The 13307-nt window shown below is 66.0% G+C and carries 9 protein-coding genes; 3 read left to right on the top strand and 6 right to left on the bottom strand.

The window, feature by feature from the left end; genetic code table 11:
• Window positions 1-39: 39 nt before the first annotated feature.
• On the top strand, window positions 40-405 hold the full coding sequence (locus tag AB7531_RS37005; RefSeq protein WP_038942774.1) for a hypothetical protein: 366 nt from the start codon (window positions 40-42) through the stop codon (window positions 403-405).
• Here the strand turns inward: AB7531_RS37005 and poxB are convergent.
• The 3 genes from poxB to AB7531_RS37020 form a co-directional block, all read right to left on the bottom strand.
• Window positions 402-2138 carry a ubiquinone-dependent pyruvate dehydrogenase gene (poxB, locus tag AB7531_RS37010; protein ID WP_063986686.1) on the bottom strand — a complete coding sequence of 579 codons (1737 nt, stop codon included), beginning with the start codon at window positions 2136-2138 and terminating at the stop codon, window positions 402-404. The two genes, AB7531_RS37005 and poxB, sit on opposite strands and share 4 nt — an antisense overlap.
• An 80-nt stretch (window positions 2139-2218) precedes the next feature.
• On the bottom strand, window positions 2219-2851 hold the full coding sequence (locus tag AB7531_RS37015; protein ID WP_063985462.1) for a 2-dehydro-3-deoxy-6-phosphogalactonate aldolase: 633 nt from the start codon (window positions 2849-2851) through the stop codon (window positions 2219-2221).
• Window positions 2852-2864: 13 nt separating this feature from the next.
• Window positions 2865-3779, bottom strand: coding sequence for a 2-dehydro-3-deoxygalactonokinase (locus AB7531_RS37020; RefSeq protein WP_063985463.1), 915 nt, complete (start codon window positions 3777-3779; stop codon window positions 2865-2867).
• Window positions 3780-4019: 240 nt separating this feature from the next.
• On the opposite strand from AB7531_RS37020, the gene AB7531_RS37025 reads away from it, so the two are divergent.
• Window positions 4020-5117, top strand: a complete 1098-nt coding sequence (locus AB7531_RS37025; protein ID WP_063985464.1) for an LLM class flavin-dependent oxidoreductase — start codon at window positions 4020-4022, stop codon at window positions 5115-5117.
• Window positions 5118-5174: 57 nt separating this feature from the next.
• Window positions 5175-5729, top strand: a complete 555-nt coding sequence (locus tag AB7531_RS37030) for a flavin reductase family protein (RefSeq protein ID WP_187387815.1) — start codon at window positions 5175-5177, stop codon at window positions 5727-5729.
• A gap of 206 nt (window positions 5730-5935) precedes the next feature.
• Here the strand turns inward: AB7531_RS37030 and AB7531_RS37035 are convergent, their stop codons facing one another.
• The 3 genes from AB7531_RS37035 to AB7531_RS37045 all read right to left on the bottom strand — a co-directional run bounded on the left by AB7531_RS37035 (window position 5936) and on the right by AB7531_RS37045 (window position 13064).
• On the bottom strand, window positions 5936-7789 hold the full coding sequence (locus AB7531_RS37035; RefSeq protein WP_063985465.1) for a sigma-54-dependent Fis family transcriptional regulator: 1854 nt from the start codon (window positions 7787-7789) through the stop codon (window positions 5936-5938).
• Window positions 7790-7884: 95 nt separating this feature from the next.
• Complete coding sequence (locus tag AB7531_RS37040) at window positions 7885-11187, bottom strand: acetyl-CoA carboxylase family protein (protein ID WP_063985466.1); 3303 nt, start codon at window positions 11185-11187, stop codon at window positions 7885-7887.
• 194 nt (window positions 11188-11381) lie between these two features.
• The gene (locus AB7531_RS37045; RefSeq protein WP_063985467.1) at window positions 11382-13064 is read right to left on the bottom strand and encodes a methyl-accepting chemotaxis protein; all 1683 of its coding nucleotides are present in this window, start codon (window positions 13062-13064) and stop codon (window positions 11382-11384) included.
• Window positions 13065-13307: the final 243 nt, after the last annotated feature.

The following is a 13307-nucleotide window of genomic DNA, read 5'->3' on the forward strand; positions in this document are numbered from 1 at the left end:
GGCCACAACGATAGCGCGGTTCCTGCGAGAGGTATTGGATTGCGGCATCCGCTCGACATCATCGCCATGTTCGCCGCGCTCTGGCTGCTGGCGTCGATGGTGCTCGACGCGCTGACGCCGAAGGAGCTGACCGCGGTGATGATCGGCATCGCGATCGGGCCCGCCATCGTCATCACCGCCGTGTTCTACTATTTGCGCTGCCCGCGCACCGATTTCGCGGTGATGTTCGCAGCGCTCTGGCTGATCTCCGATATCGCCATTGCATTCATCTCGCCGACGCAGCTGCCGTATTTCCTGATCGCACTCGGCTTCGTGCCGGCCCTGCTGATCGGCATCGTGCTGCACTGGCAGCGCTTCCAGCACCGCCACGAGCGGCTGCCCGCGCCTTCGGTGAAGCGCGGCTAGCGCGGCAACAGGTTGGTCTTCGCGAGATCGAGCACCTCATCGCCACGCCCGTTCATCACCGCGCGCAGCACCCAGAGGCTGAAACCCTTGATCTGCTCGGGCGTGATGGTCGGCGGCATCGACAGCTCCTGCTTCGCCGTGACGACGTCGAGCAGCGCGGGTCCGTCATGGGCGAGCATCTCCTTCACGGCGCCCGGAAGCTCACCGGGGTCCTCGACGCGTTTGGCGAAAATGCCCATCGCGCGCGCCATCGCCGCGAAATCGGGATTCTCAAGATCGACATTGGTGTCGACGAACCCGGCCGCCTTCATCTCCAGCGCAACGAAGCCGAGCACGCCGTTGTTGAAGACGACGATTTTCACCGGCAGCTTCATCTGGGTCAGCGTGATCAGGTCACCCATCAGCATGGTGAAGCCGCCGTCGCCGGAGAGCGAGATGATCTGGCGGCCGGGCTGCGAGGCCTGCGCGCCGATCGCCTGCGGCATCGCGTTGGCCATCGAGCCATGCACGAACGAGCCGATCAGCCGGCGGCGGCCGTTCATGTCGAGATAGCGCGCGGCCCACACCGTGGGCGTACCGACATCGGCGGTGAAGACGGCGTCATCAGAGGCATGGTCGCTGATGACTTTTGCCAGATATTGCGGATGGATCGGCTTGCTGCCCGGTGTCCCCTTCGCAAGCGAGTCGAGCCCTTCGCGCGCTTTCTTGTAATGCGCGATGGCGTCGTCGAGATGCCTCCGCTGCGTCTTGGTCTTGAGCAGCGGCAGCAACGCCTCGATGGTCAGCTTGACGTCGCCGACGAGGCCGAGATCGATCTTGCAGCGCCGTCCCAGATTTTCCGGGCGGATGTCGATCTGCGCGACCTGCGCATCGGTGGGGAAGAACTGCTTGTAAGGGAAATCGGTGCCGAGCATCACCAGCGCGTCGCAGGCGTGCATGGCGGCATAGCCTGAGGAGAAACCGATGAAGCCGGTCATGCCGACGTCGTAGGGGTTATCGTACTCGACATGCTCCTTGCCGCCGAGCGCATGCACGATCGGGCTCTTCAGCGCTTCTGCCAGCTGCATCAGCGGCGCGTGCGCACCCGCACAGCCGCGGCCGCAGAACAGGGTGATGCGCTCGGCGCTGTTCAGGAGGTCCGCGAGCGCCTTCAGCTCGTCGGCCTGCGGCACGACCTTCGGCGCCGACAGCGCGAGCCCGCGCGTCATCGATAGCGCGCGCTTGGGCGGGCTGCGGAACGCGACATCGCCGGGCATGGCGATCACGGCAACGCCGCGCAGGCCCACGGCCGCGCGGATCGCGTTCTCCAGCACGAAAGGAAGCTGGCTCGGGTCCGAGACCAGCTCGCAATAATGGCTGCATTCCCGAAACAGGTTTTGCGGATGGGTTTCCTGGAAATAGCCGCCGCCGATCTCCGCCGAGGGGATCTGCGCGGCGATCGCGAGCACGGGAACACGGCTGCGATGCGCGTCGAACAGCCCGTTGATCAGATGCAGATTGCCCGGGCCGCAGGAGCCTGCGCACACCGCAAGGCTTCCGGTCATCTCGGCTTCGCCGGCAGCCGCGAAGGCCGCCACCTCCTCGTGGCGGACATGAATCCATTCGATGGTGCCGCGGCGGCGCAGCGCCTCGGTGAGACCGTTCAGACTGTCGCCGACGATGCCGTAGATGCGCTTGACGCCGGCCTGCTCGAGCGTTGCCACGAACAGATCGGCTACGTTGTTGATCGCCATGTCGGTCTCCTGATCTCGCTGGTGCAGCAAGATAGGATAAAGCGCGGCTATGACGGGATCACGGCTTGTTTATTTCTGGGTCAGTCTTTCACAATCGCCCGATCATAGGCCGCGATTGTCACCTTTGCGCGAGCGGCGACATCGGCGGCCGTCATGCCGGGCTTGTAGAGGCTGGAGCCGAGCCCGAACGCGGTCACGCCGCCCTTCATGTACTCGGCAAAATTCTGGTCGGAGACGCCGCCGACGGCGGCGATCATCACGCCCGCCGGCAGCACGGCGCGGATCGCGGCAATACCGGACGCACCGAGCACGCTGGCCGGAAAGAATTTCAGGCCCGATGCTCCGGAGCGCGCCGCGAGCAGCGCCTCGGTCGGCGAGAACACGCCCGGCAACGTCACCATGGCGTACTGGTGTGCACGCGTGAGCACCTGCGTATCCACATTCGGCGAAACCATCAACTTGCCGCCGACGTCATTGAGACGATCGACATCTGCGGCGGTCAGCACCGTGCCGGCGCCGATCAGGACGCTGGCCGGCGCGAGCTTCGCGGCAGTCGCGATCGAGCGGAACGGCTCCGGCGAATTCAGGGGAATCTCGATCGCGGTCATGCCGGCCTCGATCAGCACGCCGACGATCGCCTCGGTCTCCTCGGGCTTCACGCCACGCAGGATCGCGACCAGCGGCCGCTTCATCGGCGGAAAGGGAACGCTCATCTCAAGATTCCTCTCATTTCGTCCAGATCGCGGCAGCAGCCATCGACAGGCCGCGGCGAACGGCTTCATCGGCATCGATCGGCTGCACGGTGACCGACAGCGCATCGAAGGCGAGCCGGTACAGCATCGCGAGCCGCCCGGAGGCAATCAGCGTGATGCCCGCTTTCGGCACCGTGCCGGAGAGCCCTGCCGCCAGCTCGACGCCGATCAACGTGCCCGACAGCGTCTCGCGCGCGGCGGCCGGCGTGCCGCCGAACAGGAGCTGCCGCGACCGCGCAGTGAACAGAAGGTTGGCCGCAAAGGCCGGCGCTTCATACGCGGCTTTCACGGCCGCCTTGAAGCTCGCAACATCCTCGGCATCATCGGCACCGGCGACCGCGAGCGACAAGATCGTCTCGCGCGAGACCACGCTGAAGAGCTCGCCGGTCATGAAGGTGGAGAAATGCGCGACCGTGCCGTCCTTCACGCGCACCCATTTCGAATGCGTGCCGGGCATGCAGACCAGCGCTTCGCCTGCGGCCTCGAGGCCGAGTGCGCCGAGCAGCTGCGTCTCCTCGCCGCGCATCACGTCCGGCGCCCTGGTATCGCGCTGCGCGATCCCGGGCAGGATGCGAATATCGCGCGTCTCGCCGGGCACAAGCGCGGCCTGCTTCAGCACGGCAGAGAGCGGCGCAGGCGTGTCAACATAGCCGGCCTCGACCCAGCCGGTCTTGGCGCCGGCCATACCGCAGACAAGCACCGGCAGCTGGGCCGGGGCCTCGACAGCCTTGAGATGCGACTGCAGCACACCGGCAAAGCCGGCCTTGGCCGCGGCCAGCATGCCCTCATCGCTGCGACGTTCAGCCAGCAGCTGGCCGGCACGGTCGATCAGCCAGAGGCGGAAGCTACTGGTGCCCCAGTCCACCGCGACATAGGCGGGTTCGGTCATCTCAACGGGTATCCTTGGTCTCACCGGCAAGACGCCGTCTCGCGACAATGAGACGGACGCCCGCAAATCCGCCCCGGGATATCGGCTATTGCCGCCTCAAACCAGCGATTTTTCGCGGATCTGAGGCGCTCGCCGCGCTGGCACACGGCTTGCGATGCGGTGGCACACCGCTTGCTAAAGCTGTCCTGTTCAAGTCCGGGAACGCGCAACAAGACGCGTCAACATCAGATGAGGAAACCCATGGAGATCGGCTATTTCACGATGCCTTCGCATCCGCCGGAGTGCGGCCTGAAGGAAGGAAACGACTGGGACCTGCAAGTCATGCGCTGGCTCGACGAGCTCGGCTATCAGGAGGCCTGGGTCGGCGAGCACCACACCGCACCCTGGGAACCCAATCCCACGCCGGACCTCCTGATCGCGCAGGCGCTGATGCAGACCAAGAATATTCGCATCGGGCCGGGCGGCTTCCTGCTGCCCTATCACCACCCGGCGGAGCTCGCCAACCGCGTCGCGATGCTCGATCATCTCTCCGAGGGCCGGCTCAATTTCGGTGTCGCCGCTAGCGGCCTGCCGAGCGACTGGGCGATGTTCAACGTCGACGGCATGAGCGGGCAGAACCGCGACATGACCCGCGAGGCGCTGGAGATCATCCTGAAGCTTTGGTCCGATCCCGCGCCCTTCACCTACAAGGGCAAGTTCTGGACGGTGACCAAGCCGGACACGATGTTCGACTTCCTCAAGCCCCACATCAAGCCGCTCCAGGCCCCGCATCCGCCGATCGGCGTTGCCGGGCTCTCGAAGAACTCGGACACGCTGAAGCTCGCCGGCGAGCGCGGCTTCATCCCGATGAGCCTCAACCTCAATCCGGCCTATGTCGGCAGCCATTGGGATTCGGTCGAGATCGGCGCCGCCAAGACCGGCCGCAAGCCGAACCGCGCGGATTGGCGCCTCGTACGTGAGGTGTTCGTCGCCGACACCGACGAGGAGGCCTGGAAGCTCTCGACCGGCGACATGATGGGCCGGATGATGGGAGAGTACTTCCTGCCCCTGCTCGGCCATTTCGGCTTCAAGGACTATTTGAAGCACGCGCCCGACGTGCCCGATAGCGACGTCACCGTCGAATATTGCGCCAAGCGGAACTGGATCGTCGGCTCGCCCGCAACCGTCGCCGAAAAGATCGAGAAGATCTACGACGAGGTCGGCGGCTTCGGCGTGCTGCTGGTGTTCGGCTTCGACTACAAGCACAAGCCGGAGGCCTGGCGCCATTCGCTCTCGCTGCTCAGCAAAGAGGTGATGCCGCGCCTGAAGCATCTCGGCTCCGCGAAGAAGGCCGCTTGACGCGCGGCGGGTGCGGCGCAATCGTGTCGCACCCGCCCCCGTTTCGGAGATTTCGGCGTGAGCGTCGACGCAAAGGATTTCAAACTTGCAATGCGCCAATGCGCCGGCGCGGTTGCGCTGGTCACGGTTGGCGCCGAGCACGGCAAGCGCACCGGGCTGACGGTGACATCAGCCTGCTCGCTATCGGACAATCCGCCGTCCCTGATCGTCTGCGTCAACCGCAACGCCAGCGCACATGCGCGAATCCGCGAGGAAGGCGCCTTCGCGATCAACTTCTTGCACGAGGACCATGCCCTGCTCGCGCTCACCTTCAGCGGCCAGAAGGGCGTCAACGGCGACGACCGATTTGCCTTCGGGCAGTGGACGCGCGGCACAACCGGCGCGCCGGTGCTGACGGATGCGGTCGCCGCATTCGACTGCGTGCTGGCGCAGGAGTTCGAGACCAAGACGCATTCGATCTTCGTCGGCGAGGTGCGCGGCGTCTCGCATTCCGACGAGGCCGCGCCGCTGGTGTATCTGCGTAGCAGCTTCCACGTTCCTCACGAGATCCGCGGCACCGTTTCAGTCGGCGACCTCGATTCCCGGCATCTGAGCTGGAGCGATTTTTCGTAAGAGCGCGCCCTAGTCTCGGTGCCCCTTCCTTCTCCCCTTGCGGGAGAAGGTGGCGCGACGCGCCGGATGAGGGGTATCTTTCCGCGCACGCAAATGGCGAGGTGAATCCGCGGAGGCAGACCCCTCACCCGTCTCGCCGCTACGCGGCGATCCACCCTCTCCCACAAGGGGAGGGGGGAAGAAAGAACGCCGCATGCGACTGAACGCTACTGCGCCGTCTCGATCTTCAGCTGCTTGATCTTGCGATACAGCGTGGCACGACTGAGCTTCAGCGCCCGCGCCGCCTCTGTGACGCGGCCACCATGCTTGCGTAGCGCCTCGACAATCGTCGCCCGTTCTGCCGCCACCAGATCCGGCTCCGTCCTCCCACCGAACGGAGGCAGATCGAGATCGGCGTCCATGATGACGCCGTCCTCGGCCGTGCAGCCGGCAAGCCGCAGCACGTGGCGGAGCTGGCGCATGTTGCCGGGATAGGGATAGGCCGAGAGCAACGCCCAGGCCTCCTCCGACAGGCGGCAATCCGGCGCCTCCTCGCGCGCGATCTGGCGGATGATATCGTCTCTGTCGGCGCGCTCGCGCAACGCCGGCAGTCGCACCTCCATGCCGCGCAGGCGGAAGTAGAGATCGGCGCGGAAGGCGCCCTCCTCCGCCATGCGGCTGAGATCGCGATGGGTCGCGCTGATCAGGCGGATGTCGACCGGCACCGGCTTGAGCGCGCCGAGCGGCCAGACCTCGCGGTTTTCGAGCACGCGCAACAGGCGCGTCTGCAGCGCGATCGGCATGTCGCCGATCTCGTCGAGGAACAGCGTGCCGCCGTCGGCCTGCACGATCAGACCCTTAGAGCCGTCGCGGCGCGCGCCGGTGAAGGCGCCGGCCTCATAGCCGAACAGCTCGGCGTCGATCAGGCTCTCCGGCATCGCCGCACAGTTCAGCGCGACATAACGGTTGCGGGCGCGGTTGCTCGCCGCATGAATCGCGCGCGCGAACACGTCCTTGCCGACGCCGGTCTCGCCATGCAGCAGCACCGGCAGATTGTGGTCGCCGATGCTCCGCAGCCGTTTGACGCTCTTGATCAGGCCAGGATCGCGACCTGCGAGCCGATGCAGCGAATCGAAACGATCGACCGGAACGTCACGACGCAGAGTGGACGGCCTCGCCCGCAGCGGCGGCGCGACATGTCCCTGCCCGAGCGCGCTGCCGTCGGCGCGGCGCAGCTCGACGACCTCGTCCGCACCACGCGCAGCATGATGATCGAACTTGATATAGCGCGACAGATCGATGCCCGATGCGATCAAGCCGTCTGTGAGGCCCAGCAGCGCGCGCGCCGAACGGCAGGCGCCGACGATGCGGCGATCGTCGTCATAGGCGAGCAGGCCGCTGCCGCCGTCGCCCGGCACGGTGGCGATCCAGGCGTTGCGGAAATAGCCGCGGAAGATCGCGCCCTCCATCCGCCGCGTCGCCTCCATCGTCACCGCGAGCGCGAGCTGATGCGCGGCGCGTTCGAGATCCTCGCGGCACGAGGTGATGTTCACGGCACCGGCGAGCCGGCCGGCCTGATCGAACAACGGCGCCACGGCGCAGGAGAACATGTGCCACTGCGCGCGGAAATGCTCGTCGCGATGCACCAGGATGGGCTTCTCTTCGGCAAGCGCGGTGCCGAGCCCGTTGGTGCCCTCGAAGGTCTCGGCGAAATTCGAGCCGGTGTAGATCTTCCAGTCCAAGAACATCTTTGCGTCGGCTTCCCCCGGCAGGCGGCTGAACAGCATGGTCGCGTTCGTATCAGCCAGATTGACGCAGTAGCCGGCCTCGCGCAGCACCCGGGCGAGATCGTCGAGCTCGGGCATCGCGAGCCGGATCGTCTCCTCCATCGGTTCGGCGACGTGCCGGATCTCGGCCTCGGTCAGCGTCTGCGGCGGGCCCTGGCGCGCGGGATCGAGCTTGTGGCTGATTACGCAGCGCCGCCAGGAATTGGCGATCCGCGACGAGGCATCGACGTCGGCCACGTGGTTGGCGACGGACAAGACACGGGCGACATGGTTCGAGGCCGAAAGGCTGGCCATCGCGGACGTCTCCACCCTGCATTATTGTGCAAAGTCTGGCAGCACAGGCGGGGATGTCAATCGGGAACCGGGACGCAGCTATTGCTGCACTGCGCTCACCACGTATCGATGCAGGGTCGCTTCTTCTTCGTCCTCGCGGGCGGCCTCGGCACCGAGCGCACGCCCGCCATGATCCAGCGCCGCGTCTCGGCGGGGTCGATGACGTTGTCGATCTCGAACACCGAGGCGATCGAGACCGCCTTGCCGTTGGCATAGAGCTCGGCGACCTTGTTCCGATAATAGGTCTCGCGCTCCTCGGGGTCGGCGATCGCCTCCATCTCCTTGCGGAAGCCGAGGCGGACATACCCCTCCAGGCCCATGCCGCCGAATTCGCCGGTCGGCCAGGCCGCGGTGAAGAAGGAGGCGTGGAAGCCGCCGCCGATCATCGACTGCGCGCCGAGACCATAGCCCTTGCGCAGCACGATGCCGAACAGCGGTACGGTAAGGCTCGCACCTGTCACGAACATGCGCGAGACGTGGCGCACGATCGCGGTCTTCTCGGCCTCCGGGCCGACCATGAAGCCGGGCGTATCGCAGAGCGAGACGATCGGCAGATCGAAGGCATCGCAGAGCTGGAGGAAGCGCGCGGCCTTGTCGCCGGCGTCGGCATCGATCGCGCCGCCGAGATGGCGTGGATTGTTGGCGATCAGACCGAACGGCTTGCCCTCGATGCGGATCAGCGCGGTGATCATGCCGACGCCGTAGTCGCGGCGCAGCTCCAACACGGAATCCTTGTCGGCGACGAGATCGATCACGCTGCGGATGTCATAGACGCGCAGGCGGTTCTCCGGGATCGCACGACGAAGCAGGCGCTGGTCGGCCGCTTGCCACTCCGTCACCGCGCCCTGGAAATAGGACAGGTATTTTTGCGCCACCCGCGTCGCCTCCTCCTCGTCCTCGACGAGGATGTCGATCACGCCGTTCGGTGACTGGAAGGAGACCGGGCCGACCTCGGCCGGGTGATAGACGCCGAGACCGCCGCCTTCGATCATCGCCGGACCGCCCATGCCGATCGAGGCGTTCCTGGTGGCAATGATGACGTCGCAGCAGCCGAGCATCGCGGCGTTGCCGGCGAAGCAATAGCCGGAGACCACGCCGATAACCGGCACGAGGCCGGAGAGCCTTGCGAACTGGACGAAGGACGGGCCGTCGAGGCCGGTCATACCGAGCCGGTCGGTGTCGCCGGGCCGGCCGCCGCCGCCTTCGGCATAGAACACCAGCGGCACGCGCCAGTCTTCCGCAAGCGTCAGCATGCGGTCGATCTTCTTGTGGTTCATGTGGCCCTGTGTGCCCGCGAGCACGGTGTAGTCATAGGCCACGACGATGCAGCGGCCGCCCTCGGCGCCGAACTTGTCGGCATTCACCGTCGCAACACCCATCACGAGGCCGTCGGCCGGTGTGCTCTTAATGAGATCGTCGAGCTTACGGCGGCGCCGCTGCGCTGCAATCGCAAGGCTGCCATATTCCATGAACGAGCCGTCGTCGACGAGCTGCGCGACGTTCTCGCGCGCGGTGCGCTGGTTGGTGTTGCGGCGGCGCTCGACCGAGGCCGGTCGGTTGGCATCGAGCGTATTGGCCTGGCGCGCGATCATCTCGGCAAGATCAGGGCGGATGTGGTCGAGATCGACATCGGCTTCCGCTGCCGACGCATCGGCCGCGACGTCGAGCGGCTCCAGATACATGATCGGTTCGCCATGCATCAGGGTAACGCCATCGGCGGCCACGAGCTTCATGACGCGGCCGCCCTGCTCGGCCATGACCAGATGCTCCATCTTCATGGATTCGATCACGGCGAGCTGCTGGCCCGGGCGCACGATCTCGCCTTCCTTCACCTGGATGGTGACGATGGTTCCCTGCAAGGGCGCTGCGACCATCACCGCGCCTTCGGGCACGATCTGCACGACGTGCGTCTCGGCGCCATGGCCGCTTCGCTCGGTCGCGGCAAAATAGAGCGGCTTTGCCGCGCCATCGGCCGCCTCGACCAGCTTTGCGATGTTGCGATCGATGAAATCGGTCGCAATGCGGTTGGTCCTGAAATCGGGATGTGCGAGCACGGCCTGGAGGAAGGCGATGTTAGTGACGACACCGTCGATCCTGAACTCGCGCAAGGCGCGCGAGGCTTTTGCCACGACGTCGTGCCAGGCTTCGCCCGGCGTGTGCACGATGACCTTGGCCAGCAGGGAGTCGAACGCCGCGCTGGTTTTATAGCTGGCATAACCAAAACTATCGACGCGGACGCCGGGCCCCGACGGCGGCTCGAACACGGCGAGCACGCCGCCGGTCGGATGCGTCGCCCCCAGCTCGTCCAGCGTCTCCATGTTGACGCGGAGCTGCATGGCGTAGCCGCGCGGCTTTGGGATGGAGCCCTGTGCCAAACCAAGGGAGGCCAATGTTGCGCCGGCGGCGACCGCAAGCTGGGCCCGGACGAGGTCGAGACCGAGCACTTCCTCCGTCACGGTGTGCTCGACCTGAAGCCGCGGATTGGCCTCGATGAACGCAAAGCTGTCCTCGGCCGTGCCGTCGACCAGGAACTCGAAGGTGCCGAGATTGTCGTAAGCCGCCGCGGTCGCGAGCTGCCTCGCAGCCTCGATGATGCGGCCGCGCAAGGCGTCGCTGAGCGACGGGCTCGGCGCCACCTCGATCAGCTTCTGGTGCCTGCGCTGGATGGTGCATTCGCGCTCCCAGAGATGGGAGATCGCGCCATGGCGATCGCCGATGATCTGCACCTCGATGTGGCGGGCCTGGCGGATCAGGCGCTCGGCATAGACGCCGTCGAAGCCGAACGCCGCCTTGGCCTCGGATTGGCAGCGCGCATAAGCTGCCGCGAGATCGGCGGCATTCTCCACGACACGCATGCCGCGGCCGCCGCCACCGGCCATCGCCTTGATCACGATCGCCGCGCCCTTGCCGAGGGATTCGAAGAATGCCGTGATCTCCTCCAGCGACGAAGGCCCGCTGGTGCCGGCGATGATCGGCACGCCGCAACGCTTCGCCAGTTGCCGCGCCGCGACCTTGTCGCCGAACAGTTCAAGCGCGGCCGGCTTCGGCCCGACGAAGGCGATGCCCGCATCCGCGCAAGCCTTGGCGAACGCGGCGTTCTCGCTGAGGAAGCCATAACCGGGATGCACCGCGTCGCAGCCGGCGCTCTTCGCCGCCTTCACCACCGCTTCGATATCGAGATAGGCCCGTGCGCCGCGGCCGGGGATTTCGACCGCCTCGTCGGCAACACGCGCGTGCAGCGACAGCGCGTCATCGGCCGGATGGATCGCGACCGTCGCGATGCCGGCATCGGCCGCCGCGCGCGCGATGCGGATGGCGATCTCGCCACGGTTGGCGATCAGGAGTTTCTTGAACGACATGCGGCGTCTCCATGCCCGCGGGCCGAGGCGCGGGTCGGCAGGTTCGATGATCCTGCTTCTTCACTTTAACCGCAGCCGTCAAGGGCGGGAAAGCCGGTCGCGGTGACCGGTCCCGCGGGCCGGAATATCAATTGCCCGCGCGCGCCGTGACGAGGCGGATAGTCCGCGTCACGGCAGATAGTATGAACGCGATGTCAGGCCGCCCGCACGCCCGCAACGAAGGTGCTGACCTCGTTCTCCAGTGATTGCAGCTTCTGCGACAGCCGGCCGCTCGATTGCAGCACGAGGCCCGCGGCCTGGCCCGTTTCCGCCGTGGCGTCGGTGACACCGGAGATGTTCTGCGAGACCTGGTCGGTGCCGGACGCCGCCTCCTGCACGCTGTGGGCGATCGCCTGCGTCGCGGCGCCCTGCTCCTCGACAGCGGCGGCGATCGACGAGGAGATCTCGTTGACCTCCATGATGGTCTTGCGGATGCTCTCGATGTTGCCGACAACCTGGTTGGTCTCGGCCTGGATCGCGGTGATCTGCGCGCCGATCTCGTCGGTCGCCTTCGCGGTCTGGCTCGCCAGCGATTTCACCTCGCTCGCGACCACGGCAAATCCTCTGCCGGCCTCGCCGGCGCGCGCCGCTTCGATGGTGGCGTTGAGCGCGAGCAGGTTGGTCTGCGAGGCGATCTGGTTGATGAGGTCGATGACCTCGCCGATCTTGTGCGCGGCGACGGCCAGCCCCTGCACGGTGTCGTTGGTGCGCTGACCGTCCGCGGCCGCCTTGTCGGCCACGTTTGCAGCCTGCGCGACACGCTGGCTGATCTCGGTGATCGAGGACGACAGCTGGCCGGCGGCGGACGCCACTGTCTGCACATTGCTCGACGCCTGCTGGCAGGCGGTCGCGACGAAGCTTGCGCGGTCTGTCGCCTTGTTCGCGGTCTCCGACATGCCTTGCGCGGCCTGCTGCATCGCGCGCGCCTCGGTGAAGACGTCGCGGACGACGGCCTGAACGCTCGCCTCGAACTTGCCGGCGAGATCGGCCATCGTCTTGCGTTTCTCGTCGTCGGCCCTCTGCTTGGTCTCCTGCTGCTCGGCATGCATGCGGCTCACCGCCGACGCATTGTCCTTGAACACGGCAAGCGCCTTGGCGAGCCCGCCGACCTCGTCGCTGCGGCCGGTGTAGGGCACCTCGAACGCGCTGTCGCCGGCGGCGAGCCGCTCGGTCAGCGCGGTGATGTTCGCGAGCGGCCGGGTCACGCTGCGGCCGATCACGAAGGAGCAGGCCAGCACCAGGACCAGGACGGCCAGACAAATGTAGGCGAATGTCGTCGCATTCTGGCGAAAAACGGCATCGACGTCGTCGAGATAAATGCCGGTACCGATGATCCATCCCCAGGGCGCAAAGCCCTTCACATAGGAGATTTTTCCGACCGGCTGCTCGAAGCCCGGCTTCGGCCAGAGATAGCTGTAGAAGCCGGCGCCCTGCTTGTTGACGACGTCAACGAAACCCATGAACAGCGCGTTGCCGGCAGGGTCCTTCATGCCAGAGAGATCCTTGCCGTCGAGCTCGGGCTTGATCGGGTGCATGACCATCTTGGGGGCCATGTCGTTGATCCAGAAATACTCGACCTTGTCATAACGCAGGCTCTTGATCGTTGCGATCGCGGCGGCCTGCGCCTGCTCGCGCGGCAGCTTCCCCTCGCTCTCGAGCGTCTGATAGTGCGCCAGGATGCCGTAGCCGACATCGACCATGTGCTGCGTCTTGGCCTGGCGGTCGGCGATCATCTGCGCGCGCAGGGTCGAGAGCGCGATCGGCGCAAGAGCGATCATGCCGAGGAGGCTGATGCCGACAATCAGGACCAGCTTGAAACTGATGCGGGAGAAAAACATCGGTGCTCGCAAGAATTGGAAGGTCTGATATGCCAGTTTATCCCGCACCCCTTAGCGAAGCTTTAAGCATTCGGGTTCCCCAAATCGCCGCAAAATTGCGTCGGTGGCCGCCGGCGTACTGCGTGCGGCTTGGCAGGCCGGCGAGGCTTGGCTGCATCCGGGATCCCGGCTCTTTAGATCTAGAAGACCTCGATATCGCCGCTCCAAGCGTTGACTTGCGGTCGGCTCTGGCGGAACGATCGG

This window comes from Bradyrhizobium sp. 63_E2_N1_3, assembly GCF_052076005.1.
Lineage (GTDB): Bacteria > Pseudomonadota > Alphaproteobacteria > Rhizobiales > Xanthobacteraceae > Bradyrhizobium > Bradyrhizobium barranii.